The sequence below is a fragment of the Gammaproteobacteria bacterium genome, assembly GCA_029884425.1.
Classification (GTDB): domain Bacteria; phylum Pseudomonadota; class Gammaproteobacteria; order S012-40; family S012-40; genus JAOUHV01.
Window position 1 is genome coordinate 15,229 of record JAOUHV010000010.1, and the last position, 17,814, is coordinate 33,042.

Here is a 17,814-nt window from a genome sequence, read left to right on the forward strand (position 1 = left end):
GTAGGGTTTGATATGGAAGGCTTTGGTAGCTGGTCCGTACTGACGACAAACTTTCTGATTGTGCTGTATTTGGCTCTTAATGGCGTGACATTGGCAGCGTTGCTGCATTTGGCAAATGCCCAATGGCGTTATAAGGTGCGTTATTTTGCGGTCGCAACAGCCGGTTTGTTTCCAGTAGCGTTTGTATTGTTGTGCATTTTGTTGATCAACGGAGAGTCTACTTTCCAGTGGTTGGCGCATGCGCATGACGGTGAACATCATATGCCGGGATGGCACAACTACACGTTCCTGGTGGTGCGTGAGGTGTTGGGTTTCTTTGCAATTGCCGGCTTGTATGGCTTGTTCATCAAATATCAGCATGAATCTGTGATTGATAGCAGCTATGAGGCGCAGCGTCGCTTCCGCAACGTGGCGATGTTGATTCCGGTGGCATACGTGCTGTACGCGACCATGGTTGCTTGGGACTTTGAAATGACACAGATCCCGAATTGGCACAGCGCCAGCTACGGTGCGTACCATTTCGTGAGTAATTTCCATTTGTTCCTGGCATTCTTTGCGACCGTGCTGTACTTCCTGATGCGCTCAGGCAAGGCTGCTAAAGAAATTCCTCCGTATGTGTTGAATTTCCTGGCGCAGTTCATGCTGGCGATGACGATTCTGTGGACATACCTGTACTTCACTCAGTATCTGATCATTTGGTACGGTCGTTTGCCTGAAGAAATGTCACGCTTCGTGTCGATGATGACTCACGAACTGAGTCCGGTCTGGTGGACCTTCCTGGCACTGAAATTTGTGATCCCCTTCTGCTCGCTGATCTTCGCTCGCGTGCGTCATACGCCAGCCCTGATCGTTGGCGTGGCTTGCAGCATTATGCTGGGTAGCTGGCTGGAGCGTTACACCTGGATTTCAGGTTCCGTTCCTGGTGAGTTCCATCGCCTGCCGATGACATCTTTCATGGATCTGGTTTATACCGTGGCCGTGTTTGGTGCAGCGTTTGTTGCATTGCGCTGGAGCTATACGCGTTTCGGTCTGGTGAAGCAGTCCTAAACGAGAGCAATTTGTGGTATTCTGAGGCGGCTGTGGTTCCATAGCCGCCTTTTTTGCGAACGGTTGATTTTGATTGTTGTCCAGAGTTAAAGGACGATGCCGTTGATGTCGATATTCTAGCTTTATATACAAAGGGTTATAGGGGATTAAACAATGGGTGCAGTGGCTAACAAACGCTCGGTAATGACTTTGTTTTCCGGGCATTCTGATCCATACAGTCATCGGTCGCGTATTGTTCTGGCAGAAAAGAATGTGACCTACGATGTAGTATTGGTGGAGCCTGGCCAGTTGCCTGAGGATTTGATTGATCTCAATCCCTATAATTCCGTCCCTACCTTGCTTGACCGGGATTTGGTGCTATACAACTCTCGTGTGGTAATGGAATACCTGGATGAAAGATTTCCTCATCCGCCATTAATGCCGGTCGATCCCGTTGCCCGGGCGCGTACGCGTCTGATGCTGCATCGAATTGATGCGGATTGGTATGGACAGGTAAAGGCCATCGAAAGCTCTGACGAGAAGAAGCGGGAAGCCGGACGGAAAGAGTTGCGTGATTCGATTGTGTCTGTTGCTCCGGTCTTTGAGGCCAAGCCATTCTTCATGAGTGAAGAGTTTTCGCTGGTGGATTGCAGCGTGGCACCGATTTTGTGGCGACTCAACAGTTATGGTATTGAATTGCCTGCCCAGGCGGCTTCGGTAAAAGAATATATGCGACGTTTGTTTGATCGTCCTGCGTTCCACGAGAGTCTGACTGCGGCGGAAAAAGAGTTCAACAGATAATGGTTGATAAGCCTGGAATGACATCGAGTCGGCCTTATTTGTTGCGTGGGCTGAATGACTGGATTGTCGATAATCAGATGACACCTCATCTTGTTTGTGATGCCAGTGCCGAAGGTGCGGTATTGCCGATGCAGTTCGTTGAAAACGGCAAAATTGTGCTCAATATCAGCCCGTCAGCGGTGCGGGATCTGACCATCAGCAACGACTGGATCTCGTTTGGTGCCCGTTTTTCGGGGACGGCAATGAATGTGCTGGTGCCGGTGATGGGGGTGATGGCGATTTATGCACGGGAAAATGGTCAAGGCATGGTCTTTGTAGATGAAGACCCAGGCAGCCCGCCTACTTCCCCCTCCCCGGACCAAGAGTCCAAGCCCAACCGGCCTCAGTTAAAACTAGTCAAGTAGTCGAAGCTTGCTGCAAGGTGATGTTGCGTTGCAGCAATTGTTTGACCGTTTCCTCACGCTGCTGACGCGGCAACTTTCCTAGCTTTTTTATGCTATTCAGGAATGTTGGCCAGTCTTTCTGTGAATCAAGATACAAGGCATAAAACGCGGGTGTCTGCTGCAAATACGTCATGCTCGCGGTTATGTGGGCGTTATTTAGTGGGCGCGCAAACCAACTGTCGAAGGCATTTGGCCTGGGCCAGTGTTGTTTCGTTTGGCTATATTTCTGCTGCAGGTCGGCAAATACTTGTGCCTTGTCATGGCGCTTTGTCTCGGTCGTTTGATTGGACGAGTAGATCTGGCGAAGCTGTTGCGATGTTTCCAGTAACAGTTGACGGAATTCGGCGTGTTGCCGGGTTAAGTCAAAGTACTCATTAAGTTTGTCGGGATGCTGGGTTTGATACCAGCGCACCATTCCAAGGCGAGCCACGGCGGTGGCCATGCTTTCATTAAAGTCAGTTTCGCTGGACAAGTAGACGACCTGATGCGCCAGTTCATGAAAAATCAATTCAATGCGACGATTGTCAGACCACTGCAACATCGTGTTCAGTAGTGGGTCATTAAACCAGCCCAAAGTGGAATAGGCGCTTACGCCTTCTACGCTAACGTCATAACCTTGCTGCGCCAAGCTGTCAGCCGTGAGTTTCGCTTCGGTGGCGTCGAAATAGCCACGATAATTCAGGCAGCCTACCATCAAATAACACCAGGATTTGGGTTCCAGCGAAAACTCGCCTGCCGCGAATACATTCCAGACCACATAGGGGCGACCAAGGTCGGTATAGGTTGTGTAGCTTTTGTTGTCTGGAAGCGCAAGTTCGTTACTGGCGAATTTACGAGCTTTGAGCATTAACGCCAGGCGCTGTCTAAAATCCTCGGGTTGAGATTGGTCATGAATCACATCATCAATCGGTTTTTTAGGCCACCAAACTTCTAAATGACCTTTTACTCCCTGAGAGTAATATTGGACTGAGGCGCAACCGGATAGCAGTGCGGTGATTAATAGCGTTGCTGTCAAGCGAAGTGTAAACAAGGCTCGTACCTATGATGATAATTGATTAAGCTAATCCTATTCGAACGCATTGGTAAGGATAGGTCAATCATGAAAATTTATTTGGTAGGTGGAGCCGTTCGCGATCGCCTGCTGAGCCGACAGGTGAGCGAGCGTGATTGGGTTGTCATCGGAGCAACACCTGAACAAATGTTAGCACTGAATTATCGACAAGTCGGTAAGGACTTTCCGGTGTTTTTGCATCCTGAGACGTCCGAAGAATATGCTTTGGCCAGGGCGGAAAGAAAAATCGGACCAGGCTATACAGGATTTGCTGTTGATGCGACACCGCAGGTGAGTTTGGAAGAAGATTTGCGCCGCCGCGATCTAACCATTAATGCGATGGCTGAGGATGAAGCGGGAAATATTACTGATCCCTATGGCGGCATGCAGGACTTAAACGCACGAATACTGCGACACGTGTCAGAGGCGTTTGTTGAAGATCCATTGCGGGTGTTGCGAGTTGCGCGTTTTGCGGCACGATATGCGACCTTGGGTTTTTGCGTTGCCGAACAGACCATGGATCTGATGCGACAAATAAGTGCTGGCGGAGAGCTGGCGACTATCGCACCAGAGCGAATTTGGGTTGAAACACAAAAAACGCTGCAGGAAGAAACGCCTTCGGTATATTTTGAAGTGCTGCGGCAATGTGGTGCGCTGCAACAGCTGTTCCCTGAGCTGGCTGCATTGTGGGGCGTGCCACAACGAAAAGATTATCACCCTGAAGTCGATACCGGAATACACACGATGTTGGTGGTTGATGCCGCAGCAAAGATATCATCCGATGTTGGGGTCAGACTGGCTGCGCTGTTGCATGATCTTGGCAAGGCGAAAACGCCCGCAGAAATATTGCCATCACATCATGGGCATGAAGTTGCCGGTGTGCCACTTATCAGAAAACTATGCGACCGAGTTCGTGTCCCTACCCAAATGAAAGAATTGGCAATGCTTGTGGGCGAATATCATACCCATGCGCATCGAGCATTGGAACTTAAGCCTGTGACTGCCTGGAAATTGTTGGAAAAGCTGGATGTCATGCGCAGGCCAGAGCGAGTAGAGCAGTTTTTGATGGCCTGCTTGGCGGATTGTCGCGGCCGGCCTGGATATGAAAATGAGCAGTACCTGCAGGCAGACTATCTACGCGAGCTGGCAAATGCATGCAGGAGCGTCTCAACGACAGAATTCTTGACTCAGGGGTTAACGGGTAAAGCGGTTGGTGCAGCGCTCTTGCAGCGTAGACTGGAGCGGATTGCGGAGATAAAACACGATTTTACCCCAAATAATAAGCCGTTTGATAATAGTTGATTCGAATTTTTCCTAAGGTTGGATTCAGAAACTGCAACTACGATCATTATTGCTGTCTAATAAGGAGTGGAATGTGCGGGTGGAAAAGTTGGCATCTGAAGATCGAATTGACGTGCTGATTTTTCGTGTCGATGGGCGCCTACTTTGCCTGTCAGCACATTTTGTAAATCGCATAATTCCACTGGTACATATTGAACCGATAAGGAATTCAGCCAATTTTGTCGTTGGCAAAACCATAATTAATGCAGAACCCATCGAAGTCTTTGATTTGACCGAGAGACTGGGGAAGCGTCGGAAGTATGGATATGCCATGGATGCATCTTTGTTACTTCTAAATAATTCAGGGGCAAAAAAGGCATTTGTTGTGGATTCTATAGAGGATGTTGTCAGTATATCCTGCTCATCAAAAACAGATGTGGTTCACCCTGTTGTATTGGAAAAATATGGTCAAGTCCTCATGATCAGTGACTTGGAGGTGGTCGTGGACTATGCTCAATGTGGAATGGAAACCGATCTAGTAATTAACCTGGGGAATGAATGAAATGACTCGGGTGTATGAACGACAGCCTAGCGAGTGTGGGCAAAAAATAGCCGCATTGCTCAGGGAGAGAACATATATCACGGTCCAGTCCTATCAGTCAGAGAGTTTAGAAAAGATTGTTGCTGAACTGATTAATGATTGCGCAATGCAGTCATGTCTAGAATTGTACGAATTTCTAAGGTTGGCGTCTCACCTTAGTCCGCCATGGCAAAAATTGATAACCAAAATTGCGGTAGGCGAAAGTTATTTTTTTAGAGATAACAATTTAAGACAGTTTTTAACTCAGAAGTACTTCCCTCAGCTAATAAATAAAAAGCGAAATATTGGAGATCATAGTCTAAAAATATGGAGTGCGGGCTGTTCGGCAGGGCAGGAATTGTATTCTGTCGTATTTATCTTGGATGAGTTGCTGCCAAAAAATGAAGTTTGGAATATCACGGCAGTCGGAAGTGATATTTGTGAGGAAAGTATTGCGAAGGCGAAGAAGTCTGAATATGGCGCATGGTCATTTCGAAATATCGATCCTGTGGAAGTGGACCAATTTTTTGAAAAAAATACCAATGGGGGGTATGTAGTAAAAAAAATATATCAGGAAAAGTGTGAATTCAAAATGCAAAACTTAGTGGATGTTGATGAATGCATTGATGGCGAGTGTGGAAAATATGATCTAATCTTGTGCAGAAATGTGTTGGTTTACATGGATTCAGATTTGGCGTCAAAGATCAGTGAAAAATTGATAGGCCAATTGAATCTGGGAGGCGTTTATATTCCGGGAACTATTGATACAGTTAATGAGGATTATTCGCTGGCTCAACGTGGTGGCTATGGCGGATTGACATATTGGACGAGATTCCATCCGGATAAAGACGAAAATTTCACTGAAAAAGCTACTCATGTGAAGTTTAGATTGCCCGATGCGGATGGTGAAGATGCTGTAGTTTTACAGTCAGAGACTGAGAAAGTTAAGAAAGCTATTCCTGAACTTCGTGATGCAGAAGATTTAAATATAGATAGGCTGGCAAATCATGGAATGCTTGAGGAAGCGATCGAATCTGCGGAGCTGTATCTGGTACAAAATCCCTTTGATTATAGTGTTAAGTTTACGCAGGCACTGATTCAAATTGAATTGGGGAAATATGAAGTCGCAGAGAGGATCATTAATGAAATTCTCCTGGTTAGCGATAGGTTTATGGATGTTTACTATTGTGCAGCGAAGCTGGCATTCCGACAAAAAAAATATCAGGTCGGTACTGAGTACCTGCTAACAATGCTAAAGAAATACGAAGAAAATGCAGAGACAATGCGGATTGTAAAGGCTGGCGAATTGACGATTCCAGAATTGCTGGATATGGCCAGGTCTGACATTGATCGATATGGGCGGGCAGCGAAAAAAAGTGATGGAAATGATTTGTAGTCGTGCTTACAGCTATATGCCATCTGAGGAATCTGATGTTATTGAGTTGCGCTCAAGGCTGGAACGTGTGGAATCAGTGGTAAAGACAGATATTTTCCCGGAAATTCAGGATGAGGATCATATATTCTTTTATTTGGACGAAGGACTATTTGCATTACATTGTAAGCTGGTAGAGAAGATTGTAGAGTTTAAGCATATTTTTAAGGTGCCATTTTCGCCTGACTTTGTCGCTGGCGTTATTAATTATCATGGAGAGTTGGTTACAGTACTTGATTTAGTTGAGTTATGGCGACATGAGAAGGGTGTAATGGAGCCAAATCTCGTTATAGTCCTAAAGTCCGGTGAGCGAATGCTGGCGTTTTGCGCTGACAAAGTGGTAAACGGAAAAGTCTATGTTGCAGGCTTCAATAAGGAAGTTGGAGAAAAAAAAGGTGATATTTTTGTCGATACGAGCATTTTTTTTGGAAAAGACAAGGTTGTTCATGTGAATGCGGATCTTCTTTTTGAAGATGGTGCGCTAGAAGGGCTAATAAAGGAGTAGCGAATTGTTTGAAAATGACGTGTGGAAAATAGACTCGGTTGAGTGGGAGTCTAGGAAAAAATATATCGGATTTGATGAGGTCGATATCCGTATTCTGAAATCGCTTCATTCATTGGTAGAAAAAAATGCAGATGGAATAGTAGATTACTTCTACGGAAATATTGAGCGCCATCCAGATTTGCTTTCCATAATTGAGAAATCTAATTCGTCAGTATCTAGATTGAAAATTGTCCAAAAAAAATATCTGATAGAACTATTTGAGGGAGATTATGGTGAGTTGTATTGTAATCGGAGGTTGAGAATTGGGTTTATTCATAACAAAATTGGACTGACGCCAAAGTGGTATCTTGGTGCATATAGCGTATATTTTCAGCTGATAAACCCTCTTATTCAAAAAAAATATCGATTTTTCCCGAAGAAAAGACAAAAGGCTGAGCAGGCGTTGACCAGGATTTTGTCGCTGGATTCCCAGTTGGCAATAGAATCTTATATCTACTCGATGACAAAATATATTGAGAGCGTGACTTTTTCCAAGGGGGAGATAGAGTCGACAGTTGCTTCATACCGGGCCGCAATAGAGCAAGTGTCCCATGGAAATTTGCGTATAAAACTGGATGTCGAAGATACCAAGGGTGATGATATGTCCGCTCTTGGCGGTCATATCAATCACATGGTCAGCAGTTTGAGTTCGATGAGTTCTTCGATCAAGTCCGCATCAAGCTCGTTAATGGTAACCTTAAGCGAGTTGCAGTCCGCGGCAAGCATGCAATCAGCAGCGGCATCACAGCAGGCTGTCTCCATTAATGAAACAACCACAACCCTTGAAGAAGTCCGTGTCAGTGCCAATCAAACCCTAGAGAAGGCGACGACGCTTGGAGCCGCCTCTGAAAAGACGCGCAAGAAAGGTGAGGATGGCTTAAGAGCAGTGGAGAGAATGATTGCCTCGATGGATGAGTTAAAATTTCGCGTCGATGGTATTGCGACAAACATATTGGCTCTAAGCATGCAGATTCAGCGAGCAGGTGAAATTGTTGCGATGGTAAGCGGGTTATCGCAGCAGTTAAAAATCCTTGCGCTGAATGCATCCATTGAAGCGGTTAAGGCGGGAGAGTTTGGTAAAGGGTTTGGGGTGGTTGCTGCGGAAGTTAAGAGTCTTGCGGAACACTCTCAGCAGGCAACATTGCAGGTGCAAAGCATATTGACAACCATTAGGGACTCCGCCGGCAAGGCGGTGATGGCTACTGAGGAAGGGAGCAAGGGTGCAACTGCGGGTGCAACTATTGTGGTTGACGTTGGCGAATCCATTCGGGAGCTAATGGGTGTTATTCACGAAGGAAATATCGCTAGTCAACAAATTGTGGCGGCGATTAGGCAGGGGAAAGCAGGGATTGATCAGATTGCAGCAGCTATGGAGGAAATTAATTTTGTAACCAGGCAGTTTGTTAGCGCAACGAAACAGACGACAGAAGCTGCTGCGGATTTGGGGAACATCGCTAAAACTCTGGATGATAGTGTCGGTGTATACACTCTTTAAAAGGTATGGCGATCAATGGAGTTAAGTGAAGAGCTGAAAATTCGCCTAAAAGCGATGTTCCAGCTGGATTTGGCGAAGCAAGTGAAAACGCTGCAGGGGGGCGTTCTAACTCTAGAGAAGCAAAATTTGGCCGAAGATGAGCGCGCACATGCTATGTCGGAGATTTTTCGTGCGGCGCACAATATCAAAGGGACTTCTGCCAGTATTGGTCTTGATACGGTAAGTCAGTTGGCTAAAGAGCTTGAGGAGTTGTTTTCATTTTTACGCGACTCAACCCTGGCGCTTCCTGCAGTTGCGGCAAACCTATTGCTGGATATTTGTGATTTCCTTCCTGAGCTTGCCCGGGAGGAGAAAGGTTCTTCTCAGAAAGCAAGCAAGATTATCAGTGATTTGCAGAACTTACTTGTGGCGATAAAGGCGGGTAGTGGTGATGCGTTATTGCTAAGTGAGTCGATGTTGTCGACTATCTCTCCCGGGATTTCTCCTGATTATTTGCAAAAAAAAGATACTGATGATGCGTCATTAGCGGTCGTTCGCCAATTGGAAGAATCCGCAGAGCAATTGGTATTGGGGTCATCGGGGGTTGCTGATCTTTTGTTATCAGTCGCGGAAATTCATGAGCAACTGTTAGGGCTCAGTGAGTTGATTGATCAGTGCAATGAAATTATGGCAAGGGAGAAAGATAGGTCACGGAGAGTGGCAATTGAACGAGTTTCAATTTCCCTTGGTAGGTTGCTTGGTAGAGTGGGCGGTGGATTTGATCATGTGAATTATTTGGGTTCCATGGCATCAGATCATTTGAAGTCGGCAACTGTCGTTTTGAATGAGCAAATTAAAAACTTCAGGTTGATGCCGGTTGATCTTTTGTTTTTGCCGCTACCAAGACTTGTTAGAGATCTTAATCATCAGCTAGGGAAGCAGGTGAAGTTGGTGATGGAGCATGGAAATTTCTCGGTAGACAAACGGATAATCAAAGAGCTGGGGAATGCCATTGTCCATTTGGTAAGAAATGCGATGGATCACGGTATTGAAGGGGTGGATGAGCGGAATGGTTGTGGAAAATCTATGGAAGCAACGCTATTCATAGAGGCTAGAAAGAACAATGATCGATTTGAAATATCAATTAGCGACGATGGTCGTGGCATAGACCGAGATATGATTTATAAGCGCGCAGTTCAAAAAAATATAATTGAAGAATCGGCGGTTATGACAGATGAAGATAAAGATTCTCTAATTTTTCTTCCTGGATTTAGTACTGCTGAGGTGGTGTCAGATATCTCTGGCCGAGGCGTTGGGCTTGATGCTGTTTATAATACAGTGGTCTCATTGGGTGGATGGTTGCGTTACACGACAAATGTAGGCAAGGGGACGAGATTTGATTTGTCGTTGCCAATTTCCATGCTGGCTGAGCACGGTGTTGTGGTAAGCGTTGCTGGTCAGCTCTATGCTTTTCAAACCATTTGGGTGGATTCGGTCGTTGATATTGCTACATTGAAAACTGAAGCCAGGCAAAATAAGGTGGGGGTGGTCATTGATGGTGATTGGGTTCCGTTGGTAAATCTCTCAGATTTGTTCGCGTTATCTCCTGTGGATGCTATTAATGATAAAGCAATGTTTGCCGTGGTTGTAAAAGATTCGTTGTCACGTATTGCCTTTGTTGTTGATGACGTTGTTGGTGATCGGGAGTTGATGGCAAAGAAATTGAATTTTCCCCAAGTCGGTTCAAAAATCATTAGTTCTGGAGCAATGACCAGTGCTGGCGAAGTGATATTTATTCTGGATCATCGAGAACTTGTTGATTATGTCTCTCGGGAGAATAAATTTGCAGAGTCTGGTGTTGCCATGCCAGCGAGAGGGGATGGCCATGTCTTGGTGGTTGATGATTTGATAACTTCGCGAACATTGATTCGTTACATCCTGGAGGCGGTTGGTTTTAAAGTGACTTCTGCCGTTGATGGTGCAGATGCCTGGAAAATGTTAAGCAACGGATTGGTTGTCGATTTATTGGTGACTGATGTGCAGATGCCAAACATGGATGGTTTTCAATTGACACAGAATCTTCGTTCTGACTCTCGCTTTACAACGCTGCCGATTATCATCGTGAGTTCTTGTGTGGATGCAGAGAGCTATCAAAAAGGCATGGACTGTGGGGCAAATGCCTACGTCGGCAAGAAAGATTTAGAGGCGACCGCTTTAACGCAAATGTCGCAGACATTGCTGAAGAAAGGGTTGCATTAATGCTGAAGGTGTTGATCGCTGAAGATACCCAGGTCGTTGCACAAGTGATTCGCTACGTGCTTGAGCAGGTAGGCGATATCGAGATTGTTGGCATTGCCGAGAATGGTGCGCAGGCCGTTGAGTTGGTTCGAACCTGTCAGCCAGATATTGTCACCATGGATATTCATATGCCGGTGCTTAACGGCTTGGACGCAATCCGCCAAATTATGGCAGAGTGTCCGGTGCCAATTGTTGTGGTTAGTGCAACGGTAAATGCTGCGCAGCAATATGACAGTTTTGAAGCAATAGAAAGTGGCGCATTGGCCTTGTTGCCCAAGCCGCCATCGATTGATTCAGCGGCATTTGTCGAGTATTGCGCATTGCTGGTGAATACAGTTCGTGCGATGGCTGAAATAAAAGTAGTGCGCAGAAAGCGCGAAAGTATGCCGCGGGTTACTGCACCGCTAAATAAAATGTCAAGCGCATTGGTGACGCGAAAATTGGTGCTGCTTGGTGCCTCCACTGGTGGGCCGCATGCTGTACGAGAAATTTTGCAAGGATTGCCGGCCAATTATCCCTGCCCCGTTGTTATTGTGCAGCACATTACATCTGGTTTCCTGGATGGATTGATTGCCTGGTTGCGTAGCAAGTGTGCGCTGAAAATCAAGGTGGCGAGTAATGGCGAGGTTTTGCAGGCTGGCTCGGTGTATTTTGCGCCGGATAATGTTCACTTGGAGTTAGACGCTGTCGGGGATCAGATAGTTGCTCGATACAGTGATGCTGCGCCAGTGAATGGGTTCAGACCGTCGATTGATCGTTTATTTGGTTCGATTGAGCCTGGGTTGGCGCGTGGTGTCGTCGCCGCTGTATTGACCGGCATGGGGGGCGACGGTGCGAGAGGTTTGTTGGCGCTAAAATCCAGCGGTGCACTCACTTTGGCGCAAGACGAGCAAAGCAGTGTTGTGTACGGCATGCCGGCTGTTGCAGTACAAATAGGGGCGGCAATGCAGGTATTGTCACTGGAAGGTATCGCGGCAGTGTTGGCCGACCGATAATTTTCTCCCGATCTGCACAAAGTTACCGCGCGCGCCGTTGTTGCGCACGGCTCAAGGCCAACAGACCCAAAACGCCAATCATCATCAGTAGTCCACTGGAGGGGTTGGGCACGTCAGCAACATATTCGCGCTGTGATTGACGAATAAAGTACGCAGCCCGATTGTTGCTGACAGTGGTGAGAATCAGGTTGTTGGGGAATTTGAAAAATTGTTCTTGTGACTGTCCCGCGTTGTTTAGTGACAGTTGGCCAAGTACCGGGTTGGTGAAGGTGGTCTCGGCGATGATGCCGTTGGCACCTCTGCCTTGGTTATTGCTGTAGGTGTAACCGATGTTGTCTAGCAATGCAGTGACAGCAGCGTAGTCGGCGGTGCTGAAACTGCCCAAGCTGCTGATGCCGGCATTGCCCCAAAATTCACTGACCTGGAGTTTGCTGGCGAGTGTCCAGTCGGCGAAGTCAAAGCCATTGCATTTTTTTGCGCTAATCTTGTAGATGTCACATCCTTGGGTGACAGTCAGATCCAGCCACTCCAGGCCAGTTTGCGTATCCCAGGTGATATTGTTGCCCGTGCCGTAATCCGGGTCATTGGCTTCAATCAGTACAGCAGAAGCCGAGTGGCTGACGAGCAGCAGGCCGATAGCAGACAGTGCATGACGTAGTTTCATAGGAGCTTCCAGAAAACAGGACTGGCCGGTGGGATTTACCCCATTCTTTTTATTATTTCGGCCTGTGGCGGTCAGGCATTAGAGCGGAAGGAATTATATTTTCGGATCGATCAATTTGCGCGGTCCAAGACAAGTTGCTGGACCGCGCGAATGTTGTATCGCATTGATTCGTTGAGTTTTTTACCAGAAGATGACGAACAGCGCGATGCCCAACAGTATTCGGTAGATGACGTATGGCCCCATGCCCATCCGGTCCAGCCACTTCATGAACAGGAAAATACAGGTGTAGGCACTGACGGCGGAGAACAGCACGCCAAGCGTCAAGGTGCCCCAGTCGACCGGGGCACTTTGTTCGATCAAATCCTTGGTGGCCAGAACGCCAGCACCGAGGATGGTGGGAATGGACAGCAAAAATGAGAAGCGGGCGGCAGCCTGGCGATTCAGGCCCAGCATCAGCGCGGCGGTAATGGTGATGCCGGAGCGCGAGGTTCCAGGGATTAGCGCAATGGCTTGGGCAAAGCCGATGATCAGCATGTCGCGCAGGGTCAGGCTGTGCTCGTCACGGTCGCGAGTGCCTTTGATGTCAGCCCACCACAGCAGCAAACCGAACAAAATTGAGGTGGTGGCCAGAATTAATGGGCTGCGCAGGCTTTCCTCAACAAAATCCTTGGTTACAAAACCAATGACAATGACAGGAATGGTGGTGATGATGATGGCCCAGGCAAGGCCGCTGTCGCCAACGCGCTGGCGCGCCACCAGCGATTTACCCCAGTCGACCGTGGTGCGCAAAATTTCCTGGCGCAGATAGAACACAATGGCAGCCAAGGTGCCGACGTGTACGGAAATATCGAAGGCCAAACCTTGATCGGGCCAGTGGAGAATTTCAGGGACAAGAATCAGGTGGGCAGAGCTGGAAATGGGAAGAAATTCAGTGAGACCCTGTACCAGGGCAAGTACCACAATCTGTATAAAATCCATGGAGTAAATTATTCATGCTGGTGAAAGGTTGATAATGATACCGTAGTTATCTGGAAAATGTATGTGTTCAATTTGCTGTTGTTGATGCGTTCAGGGCATGATTGGCCCAATGTGACGGTGTGAGGATGGTTTAAGTGAAAGCCGCAGAGTTGTTCGTGCGTTGTTTGGAAAATGAAGGCGTGGAATACATCTTTGGTATTCCCGGCGAAGAAAATTTGGATGTCATGGATGCGCTGCTGGAATCGCCTATTCAGTTTGTGACCACGCGTCATGAGCAAGGGGCTGCGTTCATGGCGGATGTCTATGGGCGCTTAACCGGCAAGGCAGGTGTGTGTCTGGCGACGCTTGGGCCGGGCGCGACCAATCTGGTGACCGGGGTTGCCGATGCCAATATGGATCACGCGCCGCTGGTGGCGATTGCTGGTCAGGCTGACACCGAGCGCTTGCACAAGGAATCACATCAAGTACTGAACCTGGATGAAATGTTTAGCCATGTCACCAAGTACAGTTCCAGTATTTTGACGCCCAATATCATTGCCGAAGTGGTGCGCAAGTCGTTCAAAGTGGCGATGAGTGAGAAGTTCGGCGCCAGTTTTATCGAGTTCCCGGAAAATATCGCCAAAATGCAGGTCGAAGGCCGGCCCATGAAGGTGAAAAATTCGGTGCTGCCGGAGCCAGAAACGGGTCGGGTGGCTGCTGCGGTGGAACTGATTTCACAGGCCAAGGCGCCGATTATCCTGGCGGGTAACGGCGTAATTCGCACTCGTGCCTGGGAGGCTCTGGCGGATTTTGCCGAAAAACTCAACATTCCGGTCGCCAACACCTTCATGGCCAAGGGCGTAATTCCGTTTCGGCATCCCATGGCGCTGGGCAGTGTCGGCCTGCAGGCAAATGACTACGCCAACGTGGGATTTTCGCGGGCCGATGTGATCATTTGCGTAGGCTATGACTTAGCGGAGTACCACCCCAAGTTTTGGCATCCTACCCGGGATCGGATACTGATTCATATTGATACAACCAGTGCGGAAGTGGATGCTCACTATGAGGTAAGTGTCGGCATTGTCGGTGATATTGCCAAGAGTTTGGAGCGTATTGCTGCACAGGCACTGCCCCATGAGGGACGTCTGATGAGTCCGCTGCGCGACGCGCTGATCAGTGAAATGAAGCACCATGCCCATGACACCGATTTCCCGGTTAAGCCGCAAAAACTGATCTGGGATTTGCGCACGGCGATGGACAGTGATGACGTGGTTATTTGCGATGTCGGCGCACACAAAATGTGGATGGCGCGGATGTTCCGCTGTGATCGGCCCAACACCTGCATTATTTCTAATGGATTTGCCAGTATGGGAATTGCGGTGCCTGGTGCCCTGGCCGCTAAACTTGTCTATCCCGACCGCAAGGTGGTGGCGGTAACCGGCGATGCCGGTTTCTTGATGAATTCACAGGAAATTGAAACTGCCATGCGCTTGAAAACTCCGTTTGTCATCCTAATATGGAACGACAACGGTTATGGCCTGATCGAGTGGAAACAAATGCGCGCGTTTGGGCGTCCGTCCAATGTGCATTTTACCAATCCGGATTTTGTGATGTATGCACAGGCCTTTGGTGCCAAGGGCTACCGGATTAGCAAAACTGAGGACTTGTTACCTACTTTGCGTAGGGCCTTGGCCGATAACACGGTTAGTATCATTGACTGTCCCGTGGATTACGGCGAGAACCTAAAGTTGACTGAACAACTGGGCGAAATGGTGATGCCATTGTGATTTTATCTTGTTATGGGAGACTAAATGCCTGATTCTAATAAAAATCTAACAAGGCATTGGCGTGAGTCGCCAGTGGGCGAGCGGCGACTGCGACTGTTGAGTTACAACATTCAGGTGGGGATAGCCTCCAACCGTCCACACCATTATCTAACGCGCAGCTGGAAGCATGTCCTGCCGCACGGTTCGCATTTTCACAATCTGGATGCCATTGCGGCGGTGATTCGTGATTATGACGTGGTCGGCCTGCAGGAGGTGGATTCGGGCAGTCTGCGCAGCAGTTTCGTCAACCAGGTGCACTATTTGGCCGAGCGGGCGGGCTTTGAGCACTGGTATCAACAGCGCAACCGTAATCTTGGTCACATTGCCTGTCACAGCAATGGTCTGTTGACGCGTTATCCGGCGCTGGATGTCGAAAACCACAAGCTGCCGGGAACCATGCCGGGGCGTGGGGCGATGATGGCGCGTTTTGGTGATCCAACCGATCCGTTGGTGGTGGTGCAGATGCACCTGGCGTTGAGCCGGCGCGCGCGTATGCAGCAGTTTGAATATGTGGCGGAAATGGTGCGTGGCTACCGCCATATTGTGCTGATGGGTGACATGAACTGCCAGCCGGGCAGTGAGGAAATGCGCTGGTTACTGGATAAAACTGGTTTGCAGCAACCCTTGCTGGACATGCACACTTTCCCGAGCTGGAGTCCCAACCGCATGTTGGACCACATTTTGGTTTCGCCGACATTGAAAGTTGAGAATATGCACGTCCTCAGTGAGGTTGATATCTCAGACCATTTGCCGATCAGTATGGAAGTAGTGATTCCCGAAGCGATCAAACTTGTCGCCTGAGTGCACAACTGTCGGGTGATATGAAGTTATTCTCAATCGGACAGGAATAGTACAGCCATGGCAGAAGGAACAAAAGGGAGTGATGTTGATCGTTGGCGTTTGATGTTGGAGGACGCTGAACGTGAGCATCAACAGGCTCAGCAGCGTTGGTCGGAGGACCAGGCAACGCTGTGTACGGCGATCAGTCGCCTTACACACCAGCTGGATCACACGGAGGGCGCGAATGACCTGATCCGGGTTATTCGTGATGCGGTGAAAGGCTCGGTCGATTTGGCCGCACTTAAAGCCGCGAGTGAGCAATTGGCGCATCGCAGCTTGCAGCCGTCATCTGCCAAAAAAGAAAATTCTTCGGTCACCGACCTGCACCATCTGCAATATTTTTTCAGCAAACTGAGCCTGCCTGATAGCCGCCAGATAACGCTACAAGAATTGGTTGGGCGTATTGAAAAAGCGCACCAGCCCGAGGAGTTTATTGAAATTCTGGATGCTTCCGTAGCGTTGTTACAGCCGCTGATCAGTGTTGGCGAGCAGAACGCCAGTGCGCAAGTGTGTTCGCTGATGGTGTCAGAAATCATGGTTCAGCTATTAGAACGGTTGAGTCTGCCATCAGAAGTTAGTCAGCGTCTGCAGACGCTCAGAAAAAGTCTGGAACAAGGCGTAGAGCAGGGAGCCTGGTCTGGGGTGCTGGAAGAAATTGCCGACATGGCGGCTGATATTCGCGGAAAAATTCACGCCGAACGTCTTGAGACAGAACAGTTCTTGAAGGGCGTTACCGAGCGGCTGGATGACATGGATGGATTTTTGTCGGGCTCAGAAAAAAACTTGTTGCGATCGCAACAAGAGGGTCAGCAGCTCAACGATGCGGTCAGCAAAGAAATGCAGGGTCTGCATGCGACTATTACGGCGAGTAAAGATATTGATAACCTTCGGCGCGATATCAGTTTACAACTCAAAAATATTACTGGCCACTTGAGTGTGTTTCGCTCCAATCAGAGTCAACAACATAGCGAGGCTGTACTCGAAGTCAAAAAGCTCAAGGAGCGTTTAAGCAAGGTTGAAGGCGAAGCGAAGAAATTGCGCGAGCGTATTGTGTTTGAGCGCAAGCAGGCGGTGACGGACAGTTTGACAGGCTTGGGTAATCGTCTGGCCTATGATGAACGCATTGCGCATGAATTGGCGCGCTGGCGCAGGTTTCATCAAGACTCTGCGTTGGTGGTGTGGGACGTTGATTTTTTCAAACGTATCAACGATTCGTATGGACATGCTGCCGGCGATAATGCGCTGCGTAGCATAGCAAAAATTGTTGCAGGAAAAATTCGTGAAACTGATTTTCTTGCCAGGTATGGCGGCGAAGAATTTGCGCTGTTTATGCCTGGCGCAGATTTGGCTGCAGCGATGAATGTAGCTGACAAGCTGCGTTTGGCGGTTCAGGAAGCCAATTTCCGGTTTCGTGGCGAACCGGTACAAATCACGATTTCTGCCGGTGTAACCCAGTTGCGCGAAGGCGATACGCCGCACACCTTGTTTGAACGTGCAGACCAGGCGTTGTACAGGGCAAAAGAACAAGGACGAAATCGCGTCATATCAGGCTGAAACGGTTGGGTTTGGCGGTCACCGGTGTTTATGGTACCGTGAATGTTT

At 48.3% G+C, this 17,814-nt stretch carries 16 protein-coding genes; 13 read left to right on the top strand and 3 right to left on the bottom strand.

Annotation, left to right across the window (positions count from 1 at the left end; translation table 11 throughout):
* Positions 1-12: 12 nt before the first annotated feature.
* The 3 genes from OEW58_04465 (at position 13) to OEW58_04475 (ending at position 2,231) form a co-directional block, all read left to right on the top strand.
* Complete coding sequence (locus OEW58_04465) at positions 13-1,047, top strand: hypothetical protein (GenBank protein ID MDH5300596.1); 1,035 nt, start codon at positions 13-15, stop codon at positions 1,045-1,047.
* Positions 1,048-1,200: 153 nt separating this feature from the next.
* Positions 1,201-1,827 carry a glutathione S-transferase N-terminal domain-containing protein gene (locus OEW58_04470; GenBank protein MDH5300597.1) on the top strand — a complete coding sequence of 209 codons (627 nt, stop codon included), beginning with the start codon at positions 1,201-1,203 and terminating at the stop codon, positions 1,825-1,827.
* Positions 1,827-2,231: a ClpXP protease specificity-enhancing factor gene (locus OEW58_04475; GenBank protein ID MDH5300598.1), complete on the top strand. Its 405-nt coding sequence runs from the start codon at positions 1,827-1,829 to the stop codon at positions 2,229-2,231. Before OEW58_04470 ends, OEW58_04475 begins: the two co-directional genes overlap by 1 nt.
* On the opposite strand, the gene OEW58_04480 is transcribed toward OEW58_04475, so the two are convergent.
* Entirely contained in the window at positions 2,224-3,300 is a 1,077-nt protein-coding gene (locus OEW58_04480; protein ID MDH5300599.1) for an aminopeptidase, read from the bottom strand. The genes OEW58_04475 and OEW58_04480 overlap by 8 nt on opposite strands.
* Positions 3,301-3,369: 69 nt before the next feature.
* On the opposite strand from OEW58_04480, the gene OEW58_04485 reads away from it, so the two are divergent.
* The 7 genes from OEW58_04485 to cheB all read left to right on the top strand — a co-directional run bounded on the left by OEW58_04485 (position 3,370) and on the right by cheB (position 11,925).
* Complete coding sequence (locus OEW58_04485; protein MDH5300600.1) at positions 3,370-4,623, top strand: multifunctional CCA addition/repair protein; 1,254 nt, start codon at positions 3,370-3,372, stop codon at positions 4,621-4,623.
* Between the two features lie 73 nt (positions 4,624-4,696).
* Entirely contained in the window at positions 4,697-5,164 is a 468-nt protein-coding gene (locus OEW58_04490; protein MDH5300601.1) for a chemotaxis protein CheW, read from the top strand.
* Position 5,165: 1 nt separating this feature from the next.
* Positions 5,166-6,578 carry a hypothetical protein gene (locus OEW58_04495; protein MDH5300602.1) on the top strand — a complete coding sequence of 471 codons (1,413 nt, stop codon included), beginning with the start codon at positions 5,166-5,168 and terminating at the stop codon, positions 6,576-6,578.
* Positions 6,538-7,119, top strand: coding sequence for a chemotaxis protein CheW (locus tag OEW58_04500; protein ID MDH5300603.1), 582 nt, complete (start codon positions 6,538-6,540; stop codon positions 7,117-7,119). Before OEW58_04495 ends, OEW58_04500 begins: the two co-directional genes overlap by 41 nt.
* A gap of 4 nt (positions 7,120-7,123) precedes the next feature.
* The gene (locus tag OEW58_04505; protein ID MDH5300604.1) at positions 7,124-8,653 is read left to right on the top strand and encodes a globin-coupled sensor protein; all 1,530 of its coding nucleotides are present in this window, start codon (positions 7,124-7,126) and stop codon (positions 8,651-8,653) included.
* A gap of 15 nt (positions 8,654-8,668) precedes the next feature.
* Positions 8,669-10,891, top strand: coding sequence for a response regulator (locus OEW58_04510; GenBank protein ID MDH5300605.1), 2,223 nt, complete (start codon positions 8,669-8,671; stop codon positions 10,889-10,891).
* On the top strand, positions 10,891-11,925 hold the full coding sequence (gene cheB, locus OEW58_04515; GenBank protein ID MDH5300606.1) for a chemotaxis-specific protein-glutamate methyltransferase CheB: 1,035 nt from the start codon (positions 10,891-10,893) through the stop codon (positions 11,923-11,925). The genes OEW58_04510 and cheB overlap by 1 nt, the downstream gene beginning before the upstream one ends.
* Before the next feature lie 22 nt (positions 11,926-11,947).
* Here cheB and OEW58_04520 read toward each other — a convergent pair whose 3' ends face one another.
* Positions 11,948-12,589: a hypothetical protein gene (locus tag OEW58_04520; GenBank protein MDH5300607.1), complete on the bottom strand. Its 642-nt coding sequence runs from the start codon at positions 12,587-12,589 to the stop codon at positions 11,948-11,950.
* A gap of 180 nt (positions 12,590-12,769) precedes the next feature.
* A complete protein-coding gene (locus tag OEW58_04525) occupies positions 12,770-13,567 on the bottom strand; it encodes an undecaprenyl-diphosphate phosphatase (protein MDH5300608.1) in 798 nt (265 codons plus the stop codon).
* 134 nt (positions 13,568-13,701) lie between these two features.
* Here OEW58_04525 and OEW58_04530 point away from each other — a divergent pair, with 134 nt between their 5' ends.
* Genes OEW58_04530 through OEW58_04540 form a run of 3 tightly spaced genes read left to right on the top strand, consistent with a single transcriptional unit; the run spans position 13,702 to position 17,766 of the window.
* Positions 13,702-15,333 carry an acetolactate synthase large subunit gene (locus tag OEW58_04530; GenBank protein ID MDH5300609.1) on the top strand — a complete coding sequence of 544 codons (1,632 nt, stop codon included), beginning with the start codon at positions 13,702-13,704 and terminating at the stop codon, positions 15,331-15,333.
* Between the two features lie 24 nt (positions 15,334-15,357).
* A complete protein-coding gene (locus OEW58_04535) occupies positions 15,358-16,173 on the top strand; it encodes an endonuclease/exonuclease/phosphatase family protein (GenBank protein ID MDH5300610.1) in 816 nt (271 codons plus the stop codon).
* A gap of 57 nt (positions 16,174-16,230) precedes the next feature.
* Complete coding sequence (locus OEW58_04540) at positions 16,231-17,766, top strand: GGDEF domain-containing protein (protein ID MDH5300611.1); 1,536 nt, start codon at positions 16,231-16,233, stop codon at positions 17,764-17,766.
* The last annotated feature ends 48 nt before the right edge of the window (positions 17,767-17,814 follow it).

Excerpts from the sequence above, each read along its gene's own strand:
- OEW58_04500 (MDH5300603.1), top strand. The coding sequence starts at position 6,538 with ATGGGCGGGCAGCGAAAAAAAGTGATGGAAATGATTTGTAGTCGTGCT.
- OEW58_04520 (MDH5300607.1), bottom strand. The coding sequence starts at position 12,589 with ATGAAACTACGTCATGCACTGTCTGCTATCGGCCTGCTGCTCGTCAGC.
- cheB (MDH5300606.1), top strand. The coding sequence starts at position 10,891 with ATGCTGAAGGTGTTGATCGCTGAAGATACCCAGGTCGTTGCACAAGTG.
- OEW58_04465 (MDH5300596.1), top strand. The coding sequence starts at position 13 with ATGGAAGGCTTTGGTAGCTGGTCCGTACTGACGACAAACTTTCTGATT.
- OEW58_04495 (MDH5300602.1), top strand. The coding sequence starts at position 5,166 with ATGACTCGGGTGTATGAACGACAGCCTAGCGAGTGTGGGCAAAAAATA.
- OEW58_04510 (MDH5300605.1), top strand. The coding sequence starts at position 8,669 with ATGGAGTTAAGTGAAGAGCTGAAAATTCGCCTAAAAGCGATGTTCCAG.
- OEW58_04525 (MDH5300608.1), bottom strand. The coding sequence starts at position 13,567 with ATGGATTTTATACAGATTGTGGTACTTGCCCTGGTACAGGGTCTCACT.
- OEW58_04475 (MDH5300598.1), top strand. The coding sequence starts at position 1,827 with ATGGTTGATAAGCCTGGAATGACATCGAGTCGGCCTTATTTGTTGCGT.
- OEW58_04470 (MDH5300597.1), top strand. The coding sequence starts at position 1,201 with ATGGGTGCAGTGGCTAACAAACGCTCGGTAATGACTTTGTTTTCCGGG.
- OEW58_04485 (MDH5300600.1), top strand. The coding sequence starts at position 3,370 with ATGAAAATTTATTTGGTAGGTGGAGCCGTTCGCGATCGCCTGCTGAGC.
- OEW58_04540 (MDH5300611.1), top strand. The coding sequence starts at position 16,231 with ATGGCAGAAGGAACAAAAGGGAGTGATGTTGATCGTTGGCGTTTGATG.
- OEW58_04535 (MDH5300610.1), top strand. The coding sequence starts at position 15,358 with ATGCCTGATTCTAATAAAAATCTAACAAGGCATTGGCGTGAGTCGCCA.